This is a genomic window from Pseudomonas sp. P20 (genome assembly GCF_016463925.1).
In the GTDB taxonomy this organism is placed as follows: Bacteria; Pseudomonadota; Gammaproteobacteria; order Pseudomonadales; family Pseudomonadaceae; genus Pseudomonas; species Pseudomonas aeruginosa.
The window spans coordinates 173,979-198,984 of the sequence record NZ_JAEMVM010000022.1 but is presented as its reverse complement, the minus strand read 5'-3'; the positions used below and the strand labels follow the sequence as shown (position 1 = coordinate 198,984).

Genomic DNA, 25,006 nt, shown 5'->3' with positions numbered 1-25,006 from the left:
GCGGACAGCGCGTTGCATGCTGTCCCGGAAAAAACACGCGGCCCACGGGCCGCGCGACGGAAGCTTCAGAACTGTTCCGCCTCCAGGCCGTACAGGCTTTCGCTGCCGGCTTCGACGGCGGCGGCGAGGGAGTGCACGCGGGGCAGGATGCGGGCGAAGTAGAAGCGCGCGGTGGCCAGCTTGCCGTCGTGGAACGCCGGGTCGACCTCGCGCTGGCGCAGCGCGGCGGCGGCCATGCGCGCCCAGAGGTAGGCGTAGGCGGTATAGCCGAACAGATGCAGGTATTCCACCGAGGCTGCGCCGATCTCGCGCGGGTCGTTGCCGGCGCGGGCGACGATGCCCTGGGTGAGGTTGTCCAGCAGGTCCAGGGCGGTCAGCAGCGGGGTGACGAACTCCGCCAGTTCGGCGTTGGCGCCGGCGGCGAAGGCTCGCACCTCGCGGCTGAAGATGGAGAGGAACAGCCCGCCGTTGGCGACCACCTTGCGGCCCATCAGGTCGAGCGCCTGGATGCCGTTGGTGCCTTCGTAGATCTGCGCGATGCGTACGTCGCGCACCAGTTGCTCCTGGCCCCATTCGCGGATGTAGCCGTGGCCGCCGAACACCTGCTGGCCGAGCACGCAGCTCTCCAGGCCGGTATCGGTGAAGAAGGCCTTGGCCACCGGGGTCAACAGGGCCACCAGGGCTTCGGCCTGGCTGCGTTCTTCCTGGTCCTCGGCGTACTTGGCCAGGTCGAGCTGCTGCCCGACATAGGTGGAAAAGGCGCGGCCGCCCTCGGTCAGCGCCTTCATGGTGAGCAGCATGCGGCGCACGTCGGGGTGCACGATGATCGGGTCGGCGGCCTTGTCCCTGGCCACCGGGCCGGTCGGCGCGCGGCTTTGCAGGCGCTCGCGGGCGTAGGCGACGGCGCTCTGGTAGGACATCTCGGCGCAGCCGATGCCCTGGATGCCGATGGACAGGCGCTCGTAGTTCATCATGGTGAACATCGCCGCCAGGCCCTTGTTGACTTCGCCGACCAGCCAGCCGCTGGCGCCGTCGAAGTTCATCACGCAGGTGGCCGAGGCCTTGATCCCCATCTTGTGCTCGATGGAGCCGCAGTGCACCGCGTTGCGTGCGCCGAGCGCGCCGTCGTCGCCGACCAGGAACTTCGGCACCAGGAACAGCGAGATGCCGCGCGAACCGGCCGGCGCGTCGGGCAGCTTGGCCAGCACCAGGTGGATGATGTTCTCGGTGAGGTCCTGCTCGCCGCCGGTGATGAAGATCTTCGTCCCGCTGATCCTGTATGAACCGTCGGCCTGCGGCTCGGCCTTGGTGCGGATGATGCCCAGGTCGGTGCCGGCGTGCGGTTCGGTCAGGCACATGGAGCCGGCCCAGGTGCCGGCGTACATGTTCGGCAGGTACCTGTTCTTCAGCTCCTCGCTGCCGTGTGCATCGAGGGCCAGGCAGGCGCCGGCGGAAAGGGTCGAGTAGAGGCTGAAGCTGGCGTTGGCCGCGTACATCATCTCCTCGAACTGCACTGCCAGCATCTTCGGCATGCCCATGCCGCCATGGGCCGGATTGCCGGTGAGGCCGACCCAACCGCCCTCGGCGTAGGTCGCGTAGGCCTCGCGGAAGCCGGCCGGGGTGCGCACGGCGCCGTCCTGCCACTGCGCGCCTTCTTCGTCGCCACTGCGGTTGAGCGGCGCGAGCAGGCCGCCGGTGACCTTGGCCGCTTCCTCGAGGATGGCGTCGGCGGTGTCGGCGTCGATCCGCTCGGCCAGTCGCGGCAGGCGCTGCCACAGGGCGGGGGCGTCGAACACGTCGTTGAGCAGGAAGCGCATGTCGCGCAGCGGGGCGTTGTATTCAGGCATTGCACACCTCGTCGGTGAACGGCCGGCGGGACGGCCGCAGGTACAGGGTTGCCCGTGCGCATCCTGCCTACGGCCGCCGTGGCACGGCCGCTGCACGGGCAATTCGGCTGGCGGCGCTCAGAGGGCGGCGGCCCACTCGCGCAGCACGTATTTCTGGATCTTGCCGGTGGAGGTCTTCGGCAGTTCCGAGAACACCACGGTACGCGGAATCTTGAACGCGGCCAGGTGTTCGCGACAGAACGCGACGATCTCGCTCTCGGCGAGCCCCTGATGATCGCTCTTCAGGGTAATGAACGCACAGGGCGTTTCCCCCCACTTTTCGTCGGGCCGCGCCACCACCGCCGCCTCCAGCACCGCCGGGTGGCGGTAGAGCACGCCCTCCAGTTCGATGGTGGAGATGTTTTCGCCGCCGGAGATGATGATGTCCTTGAGCCGGTCGCGGATCTCGATGTAGCCGTCCGGATGGCAGACCGCCAGGTCGCCGGTATGGAACCAGCCGCCGGCGAAGGCTTCCTCGGTGGCGCTGGGATTCTTCAGGTAGCCCTTCATCACGGTATTGCCGCGCATGAATATCTCGCCGATGGACTGGCCGTCGCGCGGCACCGGCTCGAGGGTCTTCGGGTCGGCCACCATCACCCCTTCGAGGGTCGGGTAGCGCACGCCCTGGCGCGACTTGATCGCGGCGCGTCGCTCCAGCGGCAGGTCGTCCCACTCGCCGTGCCAGGCGCAGACCGTGACCGGGCCGTAGACCTCGGTGAGGCCGTAGACATGGGTGACGCGGATGCCCATCTCTTCCACCGCGCCGATCACCTTGGCCGGTGGCGCGGCGCCGGCGACCATGGCATGCACCGGGTGGTCGATGGCGGCCTTGGCCGAGTCGGGCATGTTGATCAGGGCGTTGAGCACGATGGGCGCGCCGCACAGGTGGCTGACCTGGTGCTCGCGGATCAGGGTGAGGACCTTTTGCGGATCGACCCGCCGCAGGCAGACGTGGACGCCGGCCAGCGCGGTCACCGTCCACGGATAGCACCAGCCGTTGCAGTGGAACATCGGCAGGGTCCAGAGGTACACCGGGTGCTGGCCCATGGACCAGGTCATCTGGTTGCCCAGCGCGTTCAGGTAGGCGCCGCGGTGATGGTAGACCACGCCCTTGGGGTTGCCGGTGGTGCCCGAGGTGTAGTTCAGCGAGATCGCCTGCCACTCGTCCCGGGGCCATTCCCAGGCGAACTGCGGGTCGCCCTCGGCGAGCAGCGCCTCGTAGTCCAGTTCGCCAACCGGGCGGCCTTCGCCATACTCGGGGTCGTTGACGTCGACCACCAGCGGCGGGTGGTCGAGCATACCGATGGCGGCATGGATCACCTCGTGGAATTCGTAGTCGGTGATCAGCACCTTGGCTTCGCCGTGTTGCAGCATGAAGGCGATGGCTTCGGCGTCGAGGCGTACGTTGAGGGTGTTCAGCACCGCGCCGATCATCGGCACGCCATAGTGCGCCTCGAGCATCTCGGGGATGTTCGGCAGCATCACCGCCACCGTGTCGCCCTGGCCGATGCCGCGCCCGGCCAGGGCCGAGGCCAGGCGTCGGCAGCGTTGGTAGGTCTGCGCCCAGTCGCGGCGGATGTTGCCGTGGATCACCGCGGGGTAGTGCGGATAGACGCTGGCGGTGCGCTCGATGAAGCTCAGCGGCGTCAGGGCGATGTGGTTGACGGCGGCGGGCGCGAGACCCTGTTCGAAGATCGACATGAAGAGTACCCCGTGGCTGATTGTTAGCTCTGTTCTGGGTAAGGGTCACGATCTGCCGCGCGCGGAGAGACTGCGTCGAAAACGGCTGGTTTCTCTGGCTCGGCAGATCGTGAACAGCTTCCAAGGACCAGGCGAAGCGCTCCTTGGGTTGGGGCGATTTATAGCAACGATGAAAAATATATGGAAGTTAAACCATAAGCTTATAGTATAAATACCATATAAGTTCCCAGGATCATCTTCCGCCCATGAGTCCGCTTCCCGCTTCGCCTGCACTCAACAGCCTCCTGCGCCTGCTGCGCGAGGGCGCGCCGCTGGTCGAGCGGGTCGGTGCGCTGCGCCGTTTGCTGCTCGAACATCCGGGCACGCGCCAGGCCTGGTACCTGGCCTGGCAGCCGCAGGCGCAGACCTATACCCCGGTGCCGCCGTCGCCGGCGCTGCCGCCGGGCGCCGGCGAGCCGAACCGGGCCAGCGACCTGGCGTTGCGCGAGCGGCTGGTGCGCGACGGCCGGCTGGCTCTGGACGAATTGCGGCGTTCCGCCTCCTGGCTCGGCGCGCGCTTGCGGCGTGCCGGCGTGGAGCATGGCATGGCCTTCGCCCTCGACCTGCAGGCCGGCGACGAAGGCCTGCTGCTGGTGGCCAGCGATACGCCGCAGAGCGCTGCGCTGGACTGGCTCGGCCTGCTCCTCGCACCGTTGCTCGCCGCCGCCCGTGGCGTCACCCGCGCTGCGCCGTTCCTCGCGGCCGACCCGCAGCCGGCGCTGCTGCTCGACGGCGAGGCGCAGGCGGTGGAATTCAACCAGGCCTTCCTTGCCTTGCTTGGCGAGCGGCCGCGCGAGGCCTGGCGCGCTTACCTCCCGGCCAACCATGGGCAACTGGTGCGCGCCAGCCTGGGGCAGGCGCGGGCCCTCGGCGAGGTGGAGGCGGAGTGCGACGGACGCATCCTGCTCTGGCAGTTCATTCCCGACAGCGCCGAGGCCCGGGTGCTGGCGCGCTGCCGCGACGCCACCGCCAGCCTGCGCGGCGAGCGCGAGGCGGCGCGGGCCAGCCGGCTGTACCGGCTGATCACCGAGAACACCACCGACCTGATTTCCCGGCATACCCTCGACGGCATTTTCCTCGACGCCTCGCCGGCTTCCTGGACCCTGCTCGGCTACTGGCCGGAGGAACTGCGCGGGCGTCCGGCGCAGGCGTTGTTCCACCCCCAGGACCGCGGCCAGGTGGCGCTGCGCGCGCGCGAAGCGCTGGAGCAGGACGGCTACCTGACCATCACCTACCGTATCCGCCACCGCGACGGCCGCTACCGCTGGTTCGAGACCGCCAGCCGGGCGATCCGCGAGACCTACACCGGGGCGGTGGTGGAGGTGGTCAGCGTGTCCCGCGATGTCACCCGGCGGGTCGAGGCGGAGGAGAACCGCCGGCGCCTGGCCGAAGTGGTCGAGGCGAACACCGACCTGGTGCTGTTCGTCGAGCATGGCGGCCGCGTCACCTACCTCAATCCTTCGGCACGTGCCGCCCTCGGCATCGCCGACGGGCAGGAGGCGCCGGCGCTGGAACGCCTGCTGGCCGGCGACACTCCGGCGCGGCTGGCCGAAGAGGGTTGGCGACAGGCGCGCGATGGCGGCGTTTGGAGCCGCGAGGGGCGCCTGCAACCGCAGGACGGACGTCCGTCGCTGCCAGTCTCGCTGGTGTTGCTGGCCCATCGCGGCCGCGGCGAGGAGCGCTATTACTCGCTGGTGGCCCGCGACATGACCGAACGCGAACTGCGCGAGGCCCAGCAGCGCCGTCACCAGGACGAACTGGCGCACACTGCGCGGCTGGTCACTCTCGGCGAACTGGCCTCGGGCATCGCCCACGAGATCAACCAGCCGCTGGCGGCGGTGATGAACTACGCCAGCGCCAGCCAGCGTTACCTGGCCGTCCTCGGCAGCCAGCCCGAGGCCGCCGGGCGGGTGGCCGAGGGGCTGGCGCGGATCGGCGAGCACGCCGGCCACGCGGCGGAGGTGATCAAGCGCCTGCGCGCCTTCCTGCGCAAGGGCCAGCGGCGCCTGCAGGCGCTCGACCTCAACCAGGTGGCACGCGAGGCCATCGGCCTCTGCGCGTGGGAAGCCGGGCACTGGCAAGTGGCGGTGGAAGAGGCGATGACCGACAATCCGCCGCCGCTGTATGCCGACCGCGTGCTGCTCGAACAGGTGTTCCTCAATCTGCTGCGCAACGCCATCGAAGCCAACCGCGAGGCGCATCCCGGCTCGCCGTCGCGGGTCGTCATCGGTAGCCGCGTCGAGCCCGGCGGGCTGCTCTGCCTGTGGGTTCGCGACCAGGGACCGGGAGTGCCGGCGGATCAGCTGGAACACATTTTCACGCCGTTCCACACCAGCAAGCCGGAAGGGCTGGGCCTGGGCCTGTCGATGAGCCGCAGCATCGTCGAGGGCTTCGGCGGCACCCTCGAAGCCGAGCTGCCGGCGGATGGCGGGTTGCTCATGAACTGCCGGCTGCCGCTCGCCGCCGGCGCCACGGGAGGGTAACGATGGCTATGCCTGACGAAGCGCTGGTCTACGTGGTCGACGACGACCAGGGCATGCTCGAATCGACGGTCTGGCTGCTGGAATCGGTCGGCCTCAAGGCACGGCCCTTCACCCAGGGTCGGGACTTCCTCGATGCCTGCGAGGGCGGCCGCCATGCCTGCGTCCTGCTCGACGTGCGGATGCCCGGCATGGGCGGGCTGAACGTGCAGGACGAACTGCTGGCGCGCGGCATCGACCTGCCGGTGATCTTCGTCAGCGGCCATGCCGACGTGCCCATCGTGGTGCGCGCCTTCAAGGCCGGTGCGGTGGATTTCATCGAGAAACCCTACAACGAACAATTGCTGCTCGACAGCGTGCAGCAGGCCCTCGATCGCCACGCCCGTCGGCGCCGGCACCGCGATCTCGACGCCGGGTTGCGCGAACGCCTGGACAGCCTCACCCCGCGCGAGCGCGACGTGCTCTTGCCGCTGGTGCGCGGCTATACCAGCCGCGAGGTGGCCGAGCAACTGGAAGTCAGCGTGAAGACCGTCGACCTCTACCGCGCGCGGGTGATGAAGCGCATGCAGGCCCAGACCCTGCCGGAGCTGGTGGGCATGGCCATCGCCGCCGGGCTGGTGGACCCGCTGCGCTTGCGCGAGGGCACCTGAGCGCGCGCGGGCCCTGGCGCAGGGCGGGAAGTGGCATAGTTTGATATCTCATATGGTTATATGAAAACCATATTTCACCGGATGTTTGGTTATTAATAGACTGCGGCCCACCCGGCGCCCGACGTCGAACCCCATTCCTCCGCGAGATACCCATCATGAAGATTCGCCTGCTTGGCGCAGCCGTGGCGGCTGTGTTCACCCTGATCGGCAGCGCTGCCCATGCCGACGACCTGGCCGACATCCGCAAAAAGGGCGAGATCGTCATCGGCACCCTTGGCACCGACGAGCCGAACAGCTTCATCGACCCGAAGACCCGTCAGATCATCGGCTACGAGGTCGATCTTGGTACCGAGATCGCCAAGGCCATCGGGGTCAAGCCGGTGTTCAAGCAGATTTCCGTGGCGGCGCGTATCCCGGAGTTGCAGCAGGGCCACGTGGACCTGCTCGCCGCCTCGCTGACCCACAACAAGGAGCGCGAGGCGCTGGTGGATTTCTCCTATTCGATCATCGTCACCGGGCAGAAGGCCCTGGTGAAGAAGAACGCCGGCTTCGCCTCGCTGCATGACCTCGACGGCAAGAAGGTGCTGACGGTCAAGGGCGGCACCCAGGAGCCGAACATCCGCAAGGCGTTGCCCAACGCCCAGGTGGTCACCTTCGAGACCAGCCAGCAGGCGCTGCTGGCGTTGCAGCAGGGCAAGGGTCAGGCCTTCGTCGACGACGAGTCGGCACTGGTCAACGATTTCGGCAAGCTCGGCGCGGCGGCCGGCGGCTACGCCATCCTGCCGGAGAACCTGAGTACCGAGGCCCTGGCCATCGCCTTCCGCAAGGGCAATCCGCAACTCAAGCAACTGGTCGACTCGACCCTCGCCGGCCTGGAGCGCAGCGGCGCGGCGGAGCAGCTGTACCTCAAGTGGTACGGGCCGGGCACCAAGTCCAACCTCAGCGAGCGCCACTTCAAGATCGATTCCGACCGGATCCCCGAGTGAGCGCCTGACGTCTCTGCGTGACGGCGACCATGCGCGTCGCCGCCCGTCCCCTGTGAGTCCTCGCGGACAGCGTGCGCCTTTCCCATGTTCGAGTTCGATTTCTCCCTGCTGCTGCGCGGCCAGTACCATGAGATGCTGGTCGCCGGCCTGCTGCTGTCGCTGAAGCTGGCCGCCGTCACCCTGGTCTTCGCCGTGCCGCTGGCGATGCTGGTGGCGCTGCTGCGCCTGGCGCCGTTCCGCGCCCTGCAATGGCTCGGTTTCGCCTATGTCGAGAGCATCCGCAACGTACCGCTGCTGGCGCACATGCTGTTCTGGTACTTCGCCGCGCCGGAATGGCTACCCGAGGACCTCAAGGCCTGGCTCTACGCCGGCAACATCGAGGCCGCCAGCGCTATCGTCGCGCTGACCCTGTACACCGCCGCGTTCATGAGCGAGGACATGCGCAGCGGCATCCGCGCGGTGCCCACGGTGCAACTGGAGGCCGCCCGCGCGCTGGGCTTCGGCTACCTGGCGAGCATGCGACTGGTGATCCTCCCGCAGGCCTTGCGGATCACCGTACCGCCGCTTATCTCGCAAACCCTCAACCTGTGGAAGAACACCAGCATCGCCACGGTGATCGGCGTCGCCGAGCTGATGTACCAGGCCGGCCAGGTGGAGAGTTCGACCTTCCGCAGCTTCGAGTCCTTTGCCTTCGCCACCGCGGCCTATCTCAGCGTATCGCTGCTGATCACCGGCGCCGCCGCCTGGTACCAGCAGCGCTATCCGGGAGTCGAACGGCGATGACCACCCTGGAACTGATCGATAGCTACTGGCTGTACTTCCTCGTCGGCCAGTACCCCAACGGGCCGTTGGGCGGGCTGGCCCTGACCCTGGTCCTGGCCTCGCTGGCGCTGCTGCTGGCGCTGCCACTGGGCATCCTGCTCGGCCTGGCGCGGGTCAGCCCCTGGCGCTGGCTGCGCTGGCCGATCACCGCGCTGGTCTTCGTGGTGCGCGGGGTGCCGTTGCTGATGGTGATCTTCTGGGCCTATTTCTTCCTGCCGACCCTCACCGGCCAGCGCACCGACCAGTTCACCACCATGCTGCTGGCGCTTGTGCTGTTCGACGCGGTGTACCTGGCCGAGATCGTCCGCGCCGGCATCCAGGGCCTCGACCGTGGCCAGTTCGAGGCGGCGCGTTCGCTCGGCCTGGGCTACCTGGCGAGCATGCGCCTGGTGATCCTCCCGCAGGCGCTGCGCAACATGCTGCCGTCGTTGGTCAACCAATTCGTCTCGACGATCAAGGAGACCTCCCTGGGCTACATCATCGGCCTGGCCGAAGTCAGCTTCATCGCCTCGCAGATCAATACCCAGGTGTTCACCCTGCCGACCCAGGTCTACCTGATCCTCGGCCTCACCTATTTCATCCTGTGCTTCGGACTGTCGCGTTTCGCCTTCTGGCTCGAACGCCGCCAGGCGCAGCGTGGCAATCCCAAGGAGGCCCGATGATCCGGCTGGAAAAGGTCAACAAATGGTACGGCGCCTACCACGCCCTGGCGGATGTCGACGAACAGGTCGGCCGCGGTGAGGTGGTGGTGGTCTGCGGACCCTCGGGCTCCGGAAAATCCACCCTGATCCGTACCCTGAACCGCCTGGAACCGATCCAGGGCGGGCGCATCCTGATCGATGGCCAGGACATCCACGCTCCCGGCCTGGACCTCAATCGCTTCCGCTCGCACATCGGCTTCGTGTTCCAGCAGTTCAATCTGTTCCCGCACCTGAACGTGCTGGACAACTGCACCCTGGCGCCGCTCCGTTTGCGCGGCCTGAAACCCGCGGAGGCGCGCAGCCAGGCCATGGCGCTGCTGGAGCGGGTCGGCCTGGCGGACAAAGCGGCGGCGTTCCCCGCGCGGCTTTCCGGCGGCCAGCAGCAGCGCGTGGCGATCGCCCGCGCGCTGGCGATGGAGCCGCCGCTGATGCTGTTCGACGAACCGACCAGCGCCCTCGACCCGGAGATGGTCGGCGAGGTGCTGCTGGTGATGCGCGACCTGGCCCGCGACGGCATGACCATGGTGGTGGTAACGCATGAGATGGGCTTCGCCCACGACGTCGCCGACCGCGTGCTGTTCATGGACGCCGGCCGGGTGCTGGAGCGCGCCAGCCCCGACGATTTCTTCAACCGCCCGCAGCACCCGCGTGCGCGGAAGTTCCTCGCCGACATCCGCACCCCCTTCGCCCAACCCCTGTGAGGAACGCCATGAGCACTCCGAGTCTGCCGATCATCGATATCGCCGCCCTTGCCGGCAGCGACCCGGCGGCGCGACGGTCGGTCGCCGTGCGAATCGACCGCGCCTGCCGCGAGCAGGGCTTCTTCTACGTGGTCGGGCACGGCGTCGAGGCGCAACTGGTCGAGCGCCTGGAGCGCCTGGCGCGGCAGTTCTTCGCCCTCGACGAGACGAGCAAGCTGCGCTGGCGCATGGAGCTTGGCGGGCGCGCCTGGCGCGGCTATTTCCCTCTTGGCGGCGAACTGACCTCCAACCGCCCGGACTGGAAGGAAGGCTTGTACCTGGGCAGCGAACTGGACGCTGAGCATCCCGAAGTGCGCGCCGGGACGCCGCTGCATGGCGCCAACCTGTTCCCCGAGGTGCCCGGCCTGCGCGAGACGCTGCTGGAGTACCTGGACGCAACCACCCGCGTCGGCCACCGGCTGATGGAGGGCATCGCCCTCGGTCTGGGACTGGAAGCCGACTACTTCGCCGCGCGCTATACCGGCGATCCGCTGATCCTCTTCCGCCTGTTCAATTACCCGAGCCAGCCAGTGCCGGAGGGCCTCGACGTGCAGTGGGGCGTCGGCGAACACACCGACTACGGCCTGCTCACGCTGCTCCACCAGGACGCCATCGGCGGCCTGCAGGTGCGCACCCCACAGGGTTGGCTGGAGGCTCCGCCGATACCGGGCTCGTTCGTCTGCAACCTCGGAGACATGCTCGAACGCATGACCGGCGGCCTCTACCGCAGCACGCCGCACCGGGTGGCACGCAACACTTCGGGGCGCGACCGCCTGTCGTTCCCGCTGTTCTTCGATCCGAACTTCCATGCCCGCGTGCAGCCCATCGAAGGGCTGCCCGAGGTGCCGGAACAGGATGACAGCGCCCGTCGCTGGGACCAGGCCAACGTCCACGCTTTCCACGGCGAGTACGGCGACTACCTGCTGAACAAGGTGGCCAAGGTATTCCCGCAGTTGCGCCGCGACCTGCTCTAGGCGCGCGGCCGGACGCTACGCTCCGGCCGCGCTGGCGGGTTCAGCCGAGCGGCGCCGGCGACCGCACCGGCTGGTAGGAGCGCTCGCCGCCCAGGGCTTCCGGCGTACGGCTGCTGCCCTGCAGGGCGGTGTCGAAGACCCCGGCGAAGCGCTGGCGATCCTCCAGGCTGGTGGCCAGCGCATGGCCATAGGAGACGATCGCCTGGTTCACCGGGAAGCGCTCGGCCTGGTAGCCGGCCAGGGCATCCTCCAGCGCGCAGGCGTCGCGCAAGGCCAGGTCGAGGGCGTCGGCCAGGGCGCTGGCGTCCTCGATGGCCAGGTTCATGCCTTGGCCGGTGATCGGATGCACGTTGTGGATGGCGTCGCCGAGCATCGCCACGTTGTCCGCCCAGTAGCGGTCCAGGTTCAGGTAGCCGATGGGGATGCCCTTGAAGCGCGAAGTGCCGGTGACGGCGGCGATCGCCTCGGCGCTCTCGTCGCCGACGAAGCGTTGCAAGCGTCGGCGCAGCGACTCGCCGCGGGTGTCGGCCATCAGCTCGCGCGCCTCTTCCCTGGGGAAGCTCACCACCAGTCGCGCGCGGTCGAAACCGATCGGATAGAAGTAGGCCAGCCCGCCCTGCGAGTCCACGTACAGGCGGTTGCGCTCGGCCACGCAGGGCGCCAGGGCGAAGGTGCCGACCAGCATCGGCGACGGGTAGGGGCGGCGTTCCACATCGATATCGAGCAGCCGGCGGCGCACGTAGGAGGCGATACCGTCGGCTCCCACCACCACCCGCGGACGCAGCACGCGGCCGTCGTTCAGGCGCACCTGGTCGATCGCGTGGCGCTCGTCGCGCTGCACCGCTTCGATGCGGGTCTCGAACAGCATCTCGACGGTCGCTTCGCCGTCGATCTTTTCCAGTACCAGGCGGCGCAGCGACTCGCAGGGCATGAGGATGAAATAGCCGCGCGCGTCGACGCTGGAATAGTTGAAATAGCGAAGCAGCTCGCCGTCGTGATAGACCTCCAGCTCATGGCGGACCCGCCCACCGCGACGGGTCACCTCGGCCAACAACCCGGCCGCCTCGACCACCCGGATGCCGGCCGGCTTGAGCAGGTCGGCGCCGTTGATCGCGCGTTCGCGCCGTGCCTGCTCCACTACCACCACGCGGTGGCCCTGGCGGCCGAGCAGGTAGGCGAGCATCGCCCCGCCGATGCCGCAGCCGTTGATCAGTACATCGATATGGTTGTCCGTCATGGATGAGTCTCCGTGTCGTTCCTGGCGGAAAAGGGAAGGGTGGAGGCAGCAGCATAGCGACGGAACGTTATGCAGAATGGGTGTTGTCTGCACTTGGTCGCCTGTCCGGCCCGGTTGTCCGGTCTCGCCGCCAGGCGGGAGTGCCGGCCCTTGCGGGCCGGACAGCTTCAGGAAGCGTCGATCCAGATGGTCTTCAACTCTGTGTACTGGTCGTGTGCCCAGACCGACTTGTCGCGACCGCCGAAGCCTGACTCCTTGTAGCCGCCGAAGGGCGTCGAGGCGTCGCCCTCGCCGAAGCAGTTGACGGTGACGATCCCCGCGCGGATCTCCCGCGACAGGCGCAGTGCGTGGCGCAGGCTGCCGGTGTAGGCCGAGGCGGCGAGGCCGTAGACGGTGTCGTTGGCCAGGGCGATGGCTTCGTCGATGTCGTCGAAAGAGGTGACCGAGAGCAGCGGGCCGAAGATTTCCTCGCGGAACAGCCGGCTGTGCGGCGAGACGCCATCGACCACGGTCGGCTCGACGAAGATGCCAGCCTCGGTGGCGCCGCCGAAGCGCACCGCCAACCGCTCCGTCCTGGCCTGGTCGAGGTACGCGCGGACCTTCTCGAAGTGCGCCGGGCTGACCAGCGCGCCGAGGCGATTACGCGGATCCAGCGGGTCGCCCATGCGCCACTCGCGGAGCTGCGCGCCGATGCGTTCGAGCAGCGCCTCGCGGACCTCGGCGTGGACGATCAGCCGCGAGGACGCCGAGCAGTTCTCGCCCATGTTCCAGAACGCGCCGTTGACCACGTGTTGCGCCACCAGGTCGAGGTCCTCGACATCGTTCATCACCACCGCCGGGTTCTTGCCGCCGCACTCCAGTACCACCCGCTTGAGGTTGGACTCGGCGGCGTACTTGAGGAACAGGCGGCCGGTCGCGGTGGAGCCGGTGAAGCTGACCATCGCCACGTCCGGGGGGCGGCCCAGCGGTTCGCCGGCCTCGCGGCCGCCGCCGGGGACCACGTTGAACACCCCGGCGGGGATCCCCGCCTGGCTGGCCAGTTCGGCGACGCGCAGGGCGGTCAGGCTGGTCTCGGGGGCCGGCTTGACCACTACGGAGCAGCCTGCCGCCAGCGCCGGGCCGATCTTCCAGGCGAGCATCAGCAGCGGGAAGTTCCACGGCAGCACCAGGCCGACCACGCCGATCGGCTCGCGCACCACCATGGCCAGCGCCGCTGAACCGACCGGGGCGGTGCTGTCGTAGATCTTGTCGATCAGTTCGGCATGCCAGCGCAGGGTATTGATGGTTTCCGGCAGGTCGGTGTGCTGGCATTCGCGGATCGGCTTGCCGCTGTCGAGGCTCTCCATCACCGCCAGTTCCAGCAGGTGCTCTTCCAGCAGCTCGGCCAGGCGCAGCAGCGCCGCCTTGCGCTCGGCGGGCGTGCGCGAGCGCCAGCGGCCGTCCTCGAACGCCCGCCGCGCGCTGGCCACGGCGTGCCCGACGTCCTCCGCGTCGCAGGCGGCGACCTGCGCCAGCAGCTCGCCGGTGGCCGGGTTGGTCGAGGCGAAGGTGCGGCCGCCGCAGGCATCGCGGAACCCTCCGTCGATGAAGGCGCGCTGGGGAAGGTCCAGCGTCGCGGCGATGGCCGCGTATTCCTCCCGGCTCAGCAGCTCAGTCATGGCGGCCACCCTCGACGATCCGCGCGACCTCGCCCTTGAGCCTGGCGACGATCTCCGCCAGTGCCGCCTTGCCGGCCTCGTCCAGCGCCTTCAGCGGCGCACGTACGCCGCCGGCGCGCAGGCCGGCCAGTTCGCAGCCGTGCTTGATCGACTGGACGAAGTGACCGCTTTCGAGAAAGTCCATCAGCGGCATCATCGCCGCCATGATGCGCCGGCCCTTGGCGAAGTCGTTCTCGACCACGCAGGCCTGGTACAGGGCGAGGTGTTCGCCAGGGATGAAGTTGGAGCCGGCGCAGACCCAACTGCGCGCGCCCCAGGCGAAGAACTCCAGGGCCTGGTCGTCCCAGCCGCAGGACAAGGTGATCCGCGGGTGGCGGCAGGCCAGGCGGTGCAATTGCGCGGTGGAGCCGGAGCTTTCCTTGATCGCGACGATGTTGCGGCAGCCGGCGACGGCGGCGAAGAACGCCTCGTCCATCTCCACGCCCATCCGCGCCGGATAGTTGTAGAGCATGATCGGCAGGCCGGCGGCGCGATCCACCGCCAGCACGTGCTCGGCGATCTCCCGCGAGGTCGGCAGCGCGTAGGGCGGCGAGCCGACCAGGATGGCGTCGGCGCCGATGGCGCGGGCGGCTTCGGCGTAGGCCAGCGAGTCCTCGGTGCGGATCGCGCCGGTTCCCACCACCAGCGGCAGGCGCCCGGCGATGACTTCGCTGGCGTGGGCGGCGAGGGCCAGGCGTTCCTCGGCGGTGTGCGCGTAGTACTCGCCGGTGGAGCCGCCGATCACGATGCCGTGCACCTTCGACTCGACGAGAAACTCCAGGACCTCGGCGAAGGCTTGGGTGTCGATGCTGCCGTCGGCGCTCAGCGGGGTGATGGCGGGGGTATAGATACCTTCGAATTTCACGGGGTTTCCTCCTGTGGGATGCTGGGCCGCGGCGCACCCGGCGGACGCTGCCGCGGCGGGTGGTTCAGGTGAGCGAAGCCGCCTGCTGCAGGTTCAGCGAACGGGTTTCCGGCGCCAGGGCCCAGGTCACGAGCAGCCCGAGCAGGGTCACCAGCGCGGCGGCGTACATGGTCTGGGCGGTACCCAGGGTTTCCAGGGAAAGCGGCACCAGGTAGGTGCCCACCGCGGCGCCGACGCGCGATAACGAGGTGCCGACGCCGACCGCGAAGGCGCGGATCTCGGTGGGGAACAGTTCGTTCGGGTAGACCAGTTGCAGCACCTGGGCGCCGCCGATGAACAGCGCGTAGGCACCGAACAGGCCGAGGATGGTCGCCTCCGAGCCGGCGTGGAAGACGCCCAGCCCGAGCAGCGCCAGGCCGGACCAGAGGAAGCTGTGCAGCAGCATGCAGCGCCGGCCGATGCGGTTGATCAGGCGGGTGGCGATGATGCAGCCGATGACGAACAGCAGGGTGATCGCCACCGAACCGTAGGAGGCCCAGTCGCCCTTCAGGTTCAGCGCCAGCAGCACCTTGGGCGCGAAGGCGTAGACGGCGAACACGGGGATCACCGAGCAGGTCCAGAACAGGGTGACGAAGAGCATGCGCTTGCCGTAGCCGGCGTAGAGCAGGTGCCAGATGGTGACCTTCCGTTCCAGCGCCTGTTCGGGCAGGTTCTCCAGCGAGAAGGCTTCTCCGTAGACCTGGCGGATGACCCGCTCTGCGTCCGCGTCGCGGCCCTTGCTCAGCAGCCAGCGCGGCGACTCGGGGGTGCCGATGCGTAGCAGGAACAGCACGGCACCGATCGCCGCGGTGCTGGCCAGTACCAGGCGCCAGGCGTCCTCGCCGCCGCTGCGCAGGATCAGGTCGCCGACCAGGTAGGCGAAGGCGGCGCCGGCGAACCAGAGGATGGTCAGGGTGGCCAGGCGCGGTCCGCGATACTTCTTCGGCAGGAACTCCACCAGCAAGGCGGTGGCGACCGGGTACTCGATGCCCACCGCCACGCCGATCAGGAAGCGCAGGACGAACAGCGCCGCCGCCGAGTCGACCCCGTACTGCGCCAGGGAAGCGAGGACGAACAGGCTGGGGCCGACGAAGAACAGCCTGCGGCGGCCCAGGCGGTCGGTCAGCCAGCCGCCGAGGAAACCGCCGAAGAAGATGCCGACCAGCGCCGAGGCGGCGATCATGCCCTGCCAGAAACTGCTCAGTTGCAATGCCGCGGTCATCTGCAGCATCGCCACGCCGATGATGCTCAGCACGTAGCCGTCGACGAAGGAGCCGCCGCCGGAGCGCAGGGTCAACAGCCGGTGGAAGGCGTTGAGGGGTACGTCTTCGATCGAGGTCGTAGGATTTGTCATTATTGTCTCCTGGTTCTAACCGCTGCCGGTGAATTCGGGCCGAGCGAATCCGCGAGGCTGGAACGCTCTCCAGCTCCGGTCTTCAATGGCCGTCTGAATCGAAGTCGGCGCCCGCGGGCGCGTTCCTAGGGATGCCTAGCTTTCTCTACCTGCTCGATACTGCCCCCACCTCAGGTTGAGGTTCACGCCAAGGGAAAGGAGTGGTTCGGGTGGATTGCCGCTGGGACCGGGCGCGCGCAGCAGGAAGTCGATCAGCTCGTTGCGTTCGCCCGCCAGCCAGTCGGCCAGCAGCTTCCCGGTGACGGTCCCGCGGGTTACCCCCAGGCCGTTGCAGCACAGGGCGCCATAGACGTTGGGCGCCAGCTCGCCGAAGTGCCCCATGTGGTTCCTCGACAGCGCCAGCGAGCCGCCCCAGGTGTAGTCGAAGCCGACTTCCGGGAGCATCGGGAAGCGCTGGCGGAACGAGGCGCGATGGCGTACGGCGAAGCGCTCAAGGTACTTCCCGGCGCTGCGTCCGTCAGGGTTGAAGCTGAAGCTGTTGCGGATCAGCAGGCGGTTGTCCGGGGTACGCCTCACCGTGGTGCCGTAAGGGTCGGCCGGGATCAGGCCCCAGTAGGGGCACCCGCCGAGGCGGGCCTGCTCCTCGGCATCGAGCGGCCGGGTCAGGCTGGCGTAGGTGAAGATCGGCAGCATCCGCCCCTGGAGGAAGCCGAAGCTCATGCCGAAGGCGTTGTTGGCGAGGACCAGGCGGTCGGCCAGGATGCTGCCGTGGGGATGGCTCAGCAGGGTCCTGTCGCCATATTCCACGGCGGTGATCGGTGTGTGTTCGTAGAGGCTGACGTTGCCCGGCAGGCTGTCGGCCAGGCCCTTGACCAGGGCCGAGGGCTGCACCAGCAGGGTACCGGGGGTGAACAGGGCCTTGCGATAGAAAGCGGTGCCGATGTGTCCCGGGAGGTCGTCCGCCTCGATCACCTCGTAGGCCTGGCCGAGCCGATCGAGGCCGCGCCGGTAGGCGTCGAGCACAGCCACGCCGCGCGCCTCGACGGCCGCCTGGTACTTGCCGCAGGCCTTCATCTGGCAGTCGATGGCATGGCGCTGCACCTGTTCGCGGAGCAGCGACTGGCCGGCGAGATTGAGCTTCAGGCCGATCCGGGCGGTCGCTATGTCGCCGATGTAGTCGTCGGCGCCGATGTCGTGGGGCAGGTCGATGGCGAAGCCGGCGTTGCGCCCGGCGGTACCGAAGCCGACTTCCTGGGCCTCGACCAGGACGATCTCCTCGTCGGGAAAATGCAGCGCCAGCTGGCGCGCGGCGGCGAGGCCGGTGAAGCCGGCGCCGACCACCACCCAACGGGCGGCGCTCCTGCCGTAGTGGGCCGGCTTCGGCCGCCGCGGCGGGCTGAGGTGATACCAGCCGCAGGAACGGTCGTCGGCCGGAAGGTGGGTTACTTTCGTCATCGCAGGGACCTGACTCTTGTTATTGGAACCCGGTAACCATCCCCTGCGTGACCGCCTCCGCTTCTCGGGCGGGGCCGTGGCGCGGGGGCTCGCTAACCCTCGTAGACCAGCGCCACCTCCACTCCGGCCGGTGCCGCGTACTCGGCCATGCGCCGGCGCGACAGCTCGAAATGCGCACGGACGATGTCCGCCGCCGCATCCGGATCGCGCCGCTGGATGGCATCGACGATCTGGTCGTGCTGGTCGCAGGCGAGTTCCAGGTCGCGTTGCATGTCGTCGGTGGTCGGATGGCGGTAGAAGATCTTGCCCAGCCGCGCATGGTCGATCAGCAAGCGGCGCAGGCTCGGCATGAGGTAGTCGTTGTGGGCCATCCTGCCGATCTCCAGGTGGAAGGCGTCGTTGTGGATGACGCGGTTTTCCACATGCTTCTCTTCGATGGCCTTGCGGAAATCTTCCTGGATCGCCTTGAGCGTCTCGATCTCCGCTTCGCTGGCATGGGTGGCCGCCAGTTGCGTGGTGGCGATGTAGATCAGCGGCGCGGCGAGAAAGAAGGCGTGCAGCGAGTCGTGGCTCATGGCCGCGACGCGCGGCGCACGGTTGGCTTCCAGTTCGATGTAGCCCTCGGCGGCGATCTGCCGCAGCAGTTCGCGCACCGGCGGGCGCGAGAGGCCGAACTCGTCGCACAGGGCGAGTTCGTCGACGACCGCGCCGGGCGCCAGTTCCATGCTCAGGATCCGCCGGCGCAGCGCATCGCCCAGCACCGCCTTGCGGTCGAAGGGGGCATCGGCGCTGTTCGAGTCGACGTCGGGTTGGGCTTTCATGGAGGCCTTTCTACTTGTCATGGGCTTTGTCTACAGTTTGTATAATGACTATAGGGTTCTGTTAGACAGTATGTCTACAGGTTTTCGGGGCGTCTCCGCACCGTTCGTCCGCGCTGTTTCCGCTGACGCCGTGGCGTGTGAAAGGGGCAGCCCCCCGAGGGCGTATTTGAGCACATTCCCCTGGCGCGCCAGGGAGGCGCCAAGTCACATGGCTTGCGCATATGATGGAGCGCCCGGGGTTTTCGCCGTGACGGCAGGCGTCGCGGCCCGCTGGCCGGGAACAAGAAGAACAAGAGGCACGAATCGATGGAAAGAAGGCGTTTCAGCGCCGCCCTGCAAGGGCAGAACCTCAGGTTCACCGGGGCCGGGGAGGGGGGCTCGGCACGGGCGCGGGTGGGCTTCCTGCTGCTCGAACACTTTTCCCTGCCGGCCTTCACCCAGGCGCTGGACACCCTGGTGACCGCCAACCTGATCCGCAGCGAGTCCTTCGCGGTGAGCAACTTCAGCCTGAGCGGCGAGCCGGTGACCAGCGACCTCGGGTTGCTGATCTGCCCGGACCTGGCGCTCGCCTCGGCGGCGTTGCAAGGACTCGACCTGCTGGTGGTCTGCGGCGGTTTGCGCACGCCCCTGCGCTCGTCCGCCGCGCTGCGGGAAGCGTTGCAGGACGTGGCGTCGCGCGGCGTCGCCCTGGCCGGGCTGTGGAACGGTGCCTGGTTCCTCGGCGACGCCGGCCTGCTGGATGGCTACCGCTGCTGCATCCATCCCGAGCACCGCGCCGCCCTCGCCGAGATCGCCCGCAACAGCCAGGTGACCAGCGACAGCTATATGGTCGACCGCGACCGCCTGACCGCGGCCAGCCCCACCGGCGCCTTCAACCTGGCGCTGGAGTGGATCGCCCGGCGCCACGGGCGCGACCTGGTGGAGGCGGTGGTGGATATCCTCGCCTTCGAGGAGTCGCGCTACCGGCGGGTGCGCCCCGCCCTGCACGAGAAGATGAGCGAGCCGCTGCGCGAAGTGATCAACCTGATGGCGGCGAATATCGAGGAACCGCTCAGCCAGGAGCAGCTCGCCCACTACGTGGGGCGCTCGCGGCGGCAGATCGAGCGATTGTTCCAGCAGCAGCTCGGAACCACGCCGGTGCGCTACTACCTGGAGTTGCGGATCACCGAGTGCCGGCGCCTGCTGCAACATTCCGACCTGACCATGCTGGAGGTCCTGGTCGCCTGCGGCTTCGTCTCGCCCAGCCACTTCAGCAAGTGCTACACCGCCTTCTACGGCTACCCACCGTCGAAAGAAGTGCGCTACGGCAACGTCCGCTCGACGAAATGAGGGCGTTTCGCCGGACGCGGCCGGCATGCTAGAACGGACCTTTCGCCCTGGCCTGCGGAGGTCCTGCGCCATGTCCCAGCCTTTTCTCTGGCGTCGCATCAACGACTCGTCCGGTTTCGCCGAGCCGCGGGTGTTCATCCGTGTCTACCTGGAACCGGGCAGCATCGATGCGGCCATCGCTTTCTACGAAGACCTGCAGGGCGTCGCCCACGACATGCGCTTCGACTTTCCCGAGAAACGCCTGACACTCGCCGCGGTCGGCGCCTTCCTCCTGCTGGAGGGCAGCGACGAGGCGCTGGCGCCGTTCCGCAGCACCACTGGCACCCTGCTGGTGGACGACATCGAGCCCTATCACCGGCGGTTGCTGGCTGCCGGCGCGCAGATCATCTTCGGGCCGGCGCGCGCGCCCACCGGCGCCTGCTTCAATGCGCTGCTGCCGGACGGCACGGTGGTCGAGTTCGTCCACCACCGGCCGCAGCCGGGCGAGGCCTGAACCTCAGCCGTCGCGCCGGGCGGCGCAATCGTCCATGGCCGCGCCGATCGCCTGTTCGCCGCGCGCCAGCAGCGCTGCGCTGGCGCCGCGGATATCGCGGGCTTCCTTGTTCTGGCTGAGCTTGAACTTGCCGACCAGGCGGGTGATCTCGATTTCGATGCCGACGATCAGCCGGAGCATCTCGTCGATGTAGTCGGCGGGGCCGTCGGTCATTTTCCAGGGCGTTTCCTGGGTCGCCTCGTGGGTGCGGGTCAGGCGCGCCACCAGTCCGCGCACATAGCGTTCGTCGTCGCGGATCCGCACCCGGCCGTGGGCGTGGACCACCCGGTAGTTCCAGGTCGGCACCTGGCGGTGGTGCTCCTGCTTGCTCGGGTACCACTGCGGCGAGATGTAGGCATCGCCGGCGCGGAACACCACCAGCACCTCGTCGCCGTCGCGCAGCTCGCTCCAAACCGGGTTGTTGCGCGCGACATGGGCTTCCAGGGTGCCTTGCGCGCCCTTTTCCGGGCTCAGCTCGAACGGCAGGTGGTTGGCGTCCAGGCCCGCTTCGCCGTGGCTGACCAGCAGGCCCAGCGGATAGTCCCGGATCAGCGCGTGCAGCGCCTGCGGGTCGGACTCTTCGAAATGCGAAGGCAGGTACATGTTCTGTTCTCCTCGGGGACTCGGCCCTTATACGCTGTCGGTGGGTTCCGTCGCCACGCACAGCAGGCGCGAGTCGGCGCGCATGCCGGGCATCATCAGGCGCAATTCGTCGAGCAGCAGGCCGCCCGCTTCGTGCAGGGCCGCCAGCGGCATTTCCGGCAGGCTCTCGAGGATGAACCACATGCGCCGGGCGCTGGCATCCAGGCGGGTGCGCACGCCCTGGCGCCAGTTCCAGCGGCGGCAGGTGACGCCGAGGTCGTCGCGCCAGACCACCTCGCCGGGGTCGGGGGATTCGTCGACCGCCTCGCCGTTCTTCAGGGTGTCGAAGGTCTCGCTGCCGTCGGCGACCACCAGGCGCGGCGGGCCGGCATAGGCGGCGAGATTCTCGCCGCCTACCGGAATGGCGAATTGCACGCTGATGGCGTTGTACAGGTCCACCACCGGGTCGATGCTCGGCAGCCCGCCGTCGCGCAGCGCGCGTTTGCGCAGGGCTTCGGCGGAGCAGGGGGTACGCTGCGGCTTGGCGCCGAAGCGGCGGAACGCCTCGGCCCAGGCTGCCAGGTGCGCCTCGGCCCAGTCCGGTTCGCCACGCGCCAGCGCCTGGCAGGCGCGCTCTACGGCGCGGCCGGCGATTTCCGGACGAACGATCGGCGCCGCCTCGACGGTGAGGCTCAGGGCGCGGAAACCGGGGACGAGGGCGGCCACTTCGGCGGCGATGACGGGGAGGATCGGGGCGTGCTCGGGCATGGTCGTCTTCAGGGTTCGGTGAGATGGAGGGGGCGGGGCGCGTAAAGCGGTAGGTGGATTTCTACCATCCGGGCTCCGCCCTCACCATGAAATCAGCGAATGAATTATTAGCTGTGCTGATGATCGGGTGGTCGGGTTCAGCTGCGCTAATGGCGGGAGCGACGTTCGCTTGCCGGCGAAGCCGGCGCCAGAGCCTTCCGCCGGCCGGGAGGGGCTGGACAGCGAGACGCGAGGGGCGCAGTGTTCGAGCGGTCAGAACCGCCACCACCCGAGGTAGAACGCAGATGGCCAAGGCAGCCGATGTGGTTGTGCAATGCCTGGAAAACGAGGGCGTGCAGTACGTCTTCGGAATTCCCGGCGAGGAGAATCTCGACCTGCTGGAGTCCCTGCGCAAGTCGCAGATCCGGCTGGTGCTCACCCGCCACGAACAATCGGCCGGCTTCATGGCCGCCACCTACGGGCGCCTCACCGGCAAGACCGGGGTCAGCCTGTCGACCCTCGGCCCGGGCGCCACCAACCTGGTCACCGCCGGCGCCTACGCCTACCTGGGCGGCATGCCGATGCTGATGATCACCGGGCAGAAGCCGATCAAGAAGTCCAAGCAGGGCCGCTTCCAGATCCTCGACGTGGTCGGCATGATGCAGCCGCTGACCAAGTACACCCACCAACTGGCCTCCGCCGACAACATTCCCTCGCGGGTCCGCGAGGCGTTCCGCCTGGCCGAGGAAGAGAAGCCCGGCGCGGTGCACCTGGAGCTGCCGGAGGACATCGCCGCCGAGCAGACCGACAGCCTGCCCATCCCGCCGAGCCTGAGCCGCCGGCCGCTGGCGGAATACAAGGCGATCTGCGCCGCGGTGGAGAAGCTGCGCGCCGCGCGCAGCCCGATCCTGGTGATCGGCGCCGGGGCCAACCGCAAGATGACCGCCAAGGTCCTCAAGCAACTGATCGACAAGACCGGCATTCCCTTCGTCACCACCCAGATGGGCAAGGGCGTGGTCGACGAGCGTCACCCGCGCTTCCTCGGCAACGCCGCGCTGTCCGCCGGCGACTTCGTGCATCGCGCGGTGGAGGCGGCCGACCTGATCGTCAACGTCGGCCACGACGTGATCGAGAAGCCGCCGTTCTTCATGGTTCGCGGCGGTACCGAGGTGATCCACGTGAACTTCCGTTCCGCCGAGGTGGACCCGGTGTATTTCCCGCAGATCGAAGTGGTGGGCGACATCGCCAACGCCATCTGGCAGATCGGCGAGGCGCTGGACGATACCGCGCACTGGGACTTCACCCGCCTGCTGGCGATTCGCGAGGCCAACGAGGCGCAGGTCGCCGAAGGCGCCGACGACCCGCGCTTCCCGCTCTATCCGCAGCGCCTGGTGGCCGACGTGCGCCGGGCGTTGCCGTCGCAGGGCATCGTCGCCCTGGACAACGGCATGTACAAGATCTGGTTCGCCCGCAACTACAAGGCACACATGCCCAACACCGTGCTGCTGGACAACGCCCTCGCCACCATGGGCGCCGGCCTGCCCTCGGCGATGGCCGCGCACCTGGTCTACCCGGACCGGCCGATCGTCGCGGTGTGCGGCGATGGCGGCTTCATGATGAACAGCCAGGAACTGGAAACCGCGGTGCGGCTGAAGATGAACCTGACGGTGATCATCCTGCGCGACAACGGCTACGGGATGATCCGCTGGAAGCAATCGAACATGGGCTTCGCCGACTTCGGGCTGGACTACGGCAACCCGGACTTCGTGCACTACGCCGAGGCCTACGGCGCCCACGGCCACCGGGTCGACAGTGCCGAGGGCTTCCTGCCGCTGCTGGAGCGCTGCCTGGGCACGCCTGGGGTGCATGTGATCGATTGCCCGGTGGATTACTCGGAGAACGACCGCATCCTCAACGTCGAGCTGCGCGAACGCGCCCTGGCGGTCTGAACCGCCGGAGCGTCGCGCCGGCGTGCGTTCCGGCGCGACGGCTCAGAACAGCGACAGGTTGTAGCTGGCGATCAGGCGCACCTCGTCCACGTCGCGCGCCGAGCGCTCGAAGTCGGTGCGGTAGGTGGCGTTGCGCAGGCGCAGGCTGAGGTCCTTGAAGCGGCCGCTCTGCACGATGTACTTCAGCTCGATGTCGCGCTCCCATTCCTTGCCCTCGTCGCCGTTGGCCAGGCGGATATGGTCGCCGTTGACGTAGCGGGTCATGAAGCTCAGGCCGGGCACGCCGACGCTGCGCAGGTCGAAGTCGTAGCGCAGTTGCCAGGAGCGTTCCTCGGGGTTGGCGAAGTCGTTCACCTGCAGGTAGTTGGCCAGGTACGGATTGCTGCCGTCGAGGTAGGGCATCGAGCTGGCGCCGTTCATCCGCTGCCAGCCGGCGCTGAGCGTGTGGCCGCCCTGGGCGTAGGCGAGCAGCAGGCTGAGGGCGCGGTTGTCGATCTTGCCGGCGCGGGCCGCGCCGGCGTCCTCGCTGTCGAACCAGCGCAGGTCGGCGCTCAGCTTGCCGGCGCCGAGCTGCCGCTTGCCCACGGCACCGAGGTAGCGCTGGCGATAGACGTTGCGCAGGCCGCCCTGGGCGTATTGCAGCAGCAGGCCGTCGTTGACCTGGTAGTCGAGTTGGTAGGCGTCGAAGCGGTTGCCGGTGGTGTCGCAGGCGTAGCGTTTGTTCTTGCAGTGCAGGCGGATGTCCTGGGCGTCGCTGGAGTCCCGCGCGGTGTAGCGCTCCAGGCGGGTGGCGGAGAACCTGAGCCCGGCGATCTCCTCGCTGGTCAGCTGGGCGCCGTGGAACAGGGTCGGCAGCAGGCGTCCGTCGTTGTATTTCAGCAACGGCATGTCCGGCAGCATCGCCCCGTACCTGAACTGTGTCTGCGAGAAGCGCATCTTGCCGGCAACGCCGGCCTTGGCGTACTCGTCGACCGAGCGACGCGGATCGTGGCCGCTGGAAGGCAGCAGGCCGCTGTTGCTGTCCGCGGGGCTGGAGTCGAGCTTGATCCCGAGCATCGCCAGGGTATCCACGCCGAAGCCCAGCGCGCCCTCGGTATAGCCCGAGCGCAGGTCGAGGATGAAGCCCTGCGCGGCTTCCTCGCGCTTGGAGGCGCCCTGCGGGTTGGCCGAGCTGCCGTCGCGGAAGTCGCGGTTGAAGTAGACGGTGCGCGCTTCCAGGCGCGCGCTGCCGTCCTCGAGGAAGGCGGCAGGGGCCGGGGCGACGAATCCGCCGCACAGGGCGAGGGCGCCCAGGCCGCGAAGGGTGCGGGGCGAACGGGGGGAAAACGGGGAGGACATGCGGTGACTCTCGACAGCGGGGGTAAAAAAGCGCGCGAAGGTGTCACAGATGGCCGGCGGGGTCTTTGCGACCTTGGTCTAG

21 protein-coding genes are annotated in these 25,006 nt (G+C 68.3%); 10 read left to right on the top strand and 11 right to left on the bottom strand.

The features are described from left to right. Positions 1-65 precede the first annotated feature (65 nt). Positions 66-1,847: an acyl-CoA dehydrogenase C-terminal domain-containing protein gene (locus JHD77_RS23875; RefSeq protein WP_003159276.1), complete on the bottom strand. Its 1,782-nt coding sequence runs from the start codon at positions 1,845-1,847 to the stop codon at positions 66-68. Between the two features lie 117 nt (positions 1,848-1,964). After that, on the bottom strand, positions 1,965-3,587 hold the full coding sequence (locus JHD77_RS23870) for an acyl-CoA synthetase (RefSeq protein ID WP_003093598.1): 1,623 nt from the start codon (positions 3,585-3,587) through the stop codon (positions 1,965-1,967). 245 nt (positions 3,588-3,832) lie between these two features. On the opposite strand from JHD77_RS23870, the gene bfiS reads away from it, so the two are divergent. The 7 genes from bfiS to JHD77_RS23835 all read left to right on the top strand — a co-directional run bounded on the left by bfiS (position 3,833) and on the right by JHD77_RS23835 (position 10,979). Continuing rightward, positions 3,833-6,109: a two-component system sensor histidine kinase BfiS gene (gene bfiS, locus JHD77_RS23865; protein ID WP_003123960.1), complete on the top strand. Its 2,277-nt coding sequence runs from the start codon at positions 3,833-3,835 to the stop codon at positions 6,107-6,109. A gap of 2 nt (positions 6,110-6,111) precedes the next feature. Continuing rightward, on the top strand, positions 6,112-6,756 hold the full coding sequence (bfiR, locus tag JHD77_RS23860; protein ID WP_003101391.1) for a two-component system response regulator BfiR: 645 nt from the start codon (positions 6,112-6,114) through the stop codon (positions 6,754-6,756). A gap of 155 nt (positions 6,757-6,911) precedes the next feature. Next, on the top strand, positions 6,912-7,742 hold the full coding sequence (locus tag JHD77_RS23855) for an ABC transporter substrate-binding protein (RefSeq protein WP_003118170.1): 831 nt from the start codon (positions 6,912-6,914) through the stop codon (positions 7,740-7,742). Positions 7,743-7,826: 84 nt separating this feature from the next. Beyond that, the gene (locus tag JHD77_RS23850; protein WP_003101388.1) at positions 7,827-8,525 is read left to right on the top strand and encodes an amino acid ABC transporter permease; all 699 of its coding nucleotides are present in this window, start codon (positions 7,827-7,829) and stop codon (positions 8,523-8,525) included. Beyond that, positions 8,522-9,226: an amino acid ABC transporter permease gene (locus JHD77_RS23845; protein WP_003101386.1), complete on the top strand. Its 705-nt coding sequence runs from the start codon at positions 8,522-8,524 to the stop codon at positions 9,224-9,226. The genes JHD77_RS23850 and JHD77_RS23845 overlap by 4 nt, the downstream gene beginning before the upstream one ends. Further along, positions 9,223-9,966: an amino acid ABC transporter ATP-binding protein gene (locus JHD77_RS23840; RefSeq protein WP_003101384.1), complete on the top strand. Its 744-nt coding sequence runs from the start codon at positions 9,223-9,225 to the stop codon at positions 9,964-9,966. The genes JHD77_RS23845 and JHD77_RS23840 overlap by 4 nt, the downstream gene beginning before the upstream one ends. Before the next feature lie 8 nt (positions 9,967-9,974). Next, on the top strand, positions 9,975-10,979 hold the full coding sequence (locus JHD77_RS23835; RefSeq protein ID WP_003101381.1) for an isopenicillin N synthase family dioxygenase: 1,005 nt from the start codon (positions 9,975-9,977) through the stop codon (positions 10,977-10,979). 40 nt (positions 10,980-11,019) lie between these two features. Here JHD77_RS23835 and pqsL read toward each other — a convergent pair whose 3' ends face one another. The 6 genes from pqsL to JHD77_RS23805 all read right to left on the bottom strand — a co-directional run bounded on the left by pqsL (position 11,020) and on the right by JHD77_RS23805 (position 18,447). Further along, positions 11,020-12,216 carry an FAD-dependent monooxygenase PqsL gene (gene pqsL, locus JHD77_RS23830; protein WP_003101379.1) on the bottom strand — a complete coding sequence of 399 codons (1,197 nt, stop codon included), beginning with the start codon at positions 12,214-12,216 and terminating at the stop codon, positions 11,020-11,022. A 167-nt stretch (positions 12,217-12,383) separates the two neighbouring features. Beyond that, complete coding sequence (locus JHD77_RS23825; protein WP_031756508.1) at positions 12,384-13,874, bottom strand: aldehyde dehydrogenase; 1,491 nt, start codon at positions 13,872-13,874, stop codon at positions 12,384-12,386. Then, on the bottom strand, positions 13,867-14,778 hold the full coding sequence (locus tag JHD77_RS23820; RefSeq protein WP_023132415.1) for a dihydrodipicolinate synthase family protein: 912 nt from the start codon (positions 14,776-14,778) through the stop codon (positions 13,867-13,869). Before JHD77_RS23820 ends, JHD77_RS23825 begins: the two co-directional genes overlap by 8 nt. A gap of 64 nt (positions 14,779-14,842) precedes the next feature. Next, positions 14,843-16,171, bottom strand: a complete 1,329-nt coding sequence (locus JHD77_RS23815) for an MFS transporter (RefSeq protein ID WP_003101374.1) — start codon at positions 16,169-16,171, stop codon at positions 14,843-14,845. Positions 16,172-16,306: 135 nt separating this feature from the next. After that, entirely contained in the window at positions 16,307-17,626 is a 1,320-nt protein-coding gene (locus tag JHD77_RS23810) for an NAD(P)/FAD-dependent oxidoreductase (RefSeq protein WP_003454371.1), read from the bottom strand. A 92-nt stretch (positions 17,627-17,718) separates the two neighbouring features. Further along, on the bottom strand, positions 17,719-18,447 hold the full coding sequence (locus JHD77_RS23805) for a GntR family transcriptional regulator (RefSeq protein ID WP_003101372.1): 729 nt from the start codon (positions 18,445-18,447) through the stop codon (positions 17,719-17,721). A gap of 306 nt (positions 18,448-18,753) precedes the next feature. On the opposite strand from JHD77_RS23805, the gene JHD77_RS23800 reads away from it, so the two are divergent. Together JHD77_RS23800 and JHD77_RS23795 are read left to right on the top strand one after the other, a co-directional pair. Beyond that, a complete protein-coding gene (locus tag JHD77_RS23800; RefSeq protein ID WP_003118991.1) occupies positions 18,754-19,776 on the top strand; it encodes a GlxA family transcriptional regulator in 1,023 nt (340 codons plus the stop codon). Positions 19,777-19,801: 25 nt separating this feature from the next. Beyond that, positions 19,802-20,269 (top strand): VOC family protein, encoded by a 468-nt coding sequence (locus JHD77_RS23795; protein WP_020989250.1) that lies wholly within the window; start codon positions 19,802-19,804, stop codon positions 20,267-20,269. A 3-nt stretch (positions 20,270-20,272) separates the two neighbouring features. On the opposite strand, the gene JHD77_RS23790 is transcribed toward JHD77_RS23795, so the two are convergent. Beyond that, on the bottom strand, positions 20,273-20,911 hold the full coding sequence (locus JHD77_RS23790) for an FMN-binding negative transcriptional regulator (RefSeq protein ID WP_003101360.1): 639 nt from the start codon (positions 20,909-20,911) through the stop codon (positions 20,273-20,275). Between the two features lie 27 nt (positions 20,912-20,938). Continuing rightward, complete coding sequence (locus tag JHD77_RS23785; protein ID WP_003101358.1) at positions 20,939-21,658, bottom strand: B3/B4 domain-containing protein; 720 nt, start codon at positions 21,656-21,658, stop codon at positions 20,939-20,941. 284 nt (positions 21,659-21,942) lie between these two features. Between JHD77_RS23785 and JHD77_RS23780 the strand changes: the two genes are divergently transcribed. After that, positions 21,943-23,586: an acetolactate synthase large subunit gene (locus JHD77_RS23780; protein WP_003101357.1), complete on the top strand. Its 1,644-nt coding sequence runs from the start codon at positions 21,943-21,945 to the stop codon at positions 23,584-23,586. 42 nt (positions 23,587-23,628) lie between these two features. Here JHD77_RS23780 and JHD77_RS23775 read toward each other — a convergent pair whose 3' ends face one another. Continuing rightward, positions 23,629-24,924 carry an OprD family porin gene (locus JHD77_RS23775; protein WP_023085907.1) on the bottom strand — a complete coding sequence of 432 codons (1,296 nt, stop codon included), beginning with the start codon at positions 24,922-24,924 and terminating at the stop codon, positions 23,629-23,631. Positions 24,925-25,006: the final 82 nt, after the last annotated feature.

Coding starts and splice junctions, on each gene's coding strand:
- JHD77_RS23875 (WP_003159276.1), bottom strand. CDS start 1,847: ATGCCTGAATACAACGCCCCGCTGCGCGACATGCGCTTCCTGCTCAAC.
- JHD77_RS23870 (WP_003093598.1), bottom strand. CDS start 3,587: ATGTCGATCTTCGAACAGGGTCTCGCGCCCGCCGCCGTCAACCACATC.
- bfiS (WP_003123960.1), top strand. CDS start 3,833: ATGAGTCCGCTTCCCGCTTCGCCTGCACTCAACAGCCTCCTGCGCCTG.
- bfiR (WP_003101391.1), top strand. CDS start 6,112: ATGGCTATGCCTGACGAAGCGCTGGTCTACGTGGTCGACGACGACCAG.
- JHD77_RS23855 (WP_003118170.1), top strand. CDS start 6,912: ATGAAGATTCGCCTGCTTGGCGCAGCCGTGGCGGCTGTGTTCACCCTG.
- JHD77_RS23850 (WP_003101388.1), top strand. CDS start 7,827: ATGTTCGAGTTCGATTTCTCCCTGCTGCTGCGCGGCCAGTACCATGAG.
- JHD77_RS23845 (WP_003101386.1), top strand. CDS start 8,522: ATGACCACCCTGGAACTGATCGATAGCTACTGGCTGTACTTCCTCGTC.
- JHD77_RS23840 (WP_003101384.1), top strand. CDS start 9,223: ATGATCCGGCTGGAAAAGGTCAACAAATGGTACGGCGCCTACCACGCC.
- JHD77_RS23835 (WP_003101381.1), top strand. CDS start 9,975: ATGAGCACTCCGAGTCTGCCGATCATCGATATCGCCGCCCTTGCCGGC.
- pqsL (WP_003101379.1), bottom strand. CDS start 12,216: ATGACGGACAACCATATCGATGTACTGATCAACGGCTGCGGCATCGGC.
- JHD77_RS23825 (WP_031756508.1), bottom strand. CDS start 13,874: ATGACTGAGCTGCTGAGCCGGGAGGAATACGCGGCCATCGCCGCGACG.
- JHD77_RS23815 (WP_003101374.1), bottom strand. CDS start 16,171: ATGACAAATCCTACGACCTCGATCGAAGACGTACCCCTCAACGCCTTC.
- JHD77_RS23810 (WP_003454371.1), bottom strand. CDS start 17,626: ATGACGAAAGTAACCCACCTTCCGGCCGACGACCGTTCCTGCGGCTGG.
- JHD77_RS23805 (WP_003101372.1), bottom strand. CDS start 18,447: ATGAAAGCCCAACCCGACGTCGACTCGAACAGCGCCGATGCCCCCTTC.
- JHD77_RS23800 (WP_003118991.1), top strand. CDS start 18,754: ATGGAAAGAAGGCGTTTCAGCGCCGCCCTGCAAGGGCAGAACCTCAGG.
- JHD77_RS23795 (WP_020989250.1), top strand. CDS start 19,802: ATGCTAGAACGGACCTTTCGCCCTGGCCTGCGGAGGTCCTGCGCCATG.
- JHD77_RS23790 (WP_003101360.1), bottom strand. CDS start 20,911: ATGTACCTGCCTTCGCATTTCGAAGAGTCCGACCCGCAGGCGCTGCAC.
- JHD77_RS23785 (WP_003101358.1), bottom strand. CDS start 21,658: ATGCCCGAGCACGCCCCGATCCTCCCCGTCATCGCCGCCGAAGTGGCC.
- JHD77_RS23780 (WP_003101357.1), top strand. CDS start 21,943: ATGGCCAAGGCAGCCGATGTGGTTGTGCAATGCCTGGAAAACGAGGGC.
- JHD77_RS23775 (WP_023085907.1), bottom strand. CDS start 24,924: ATGTCCTCCCCGTTTTCCCCCCGTTCGCCCCGCACCCTTCGCGGCCTG.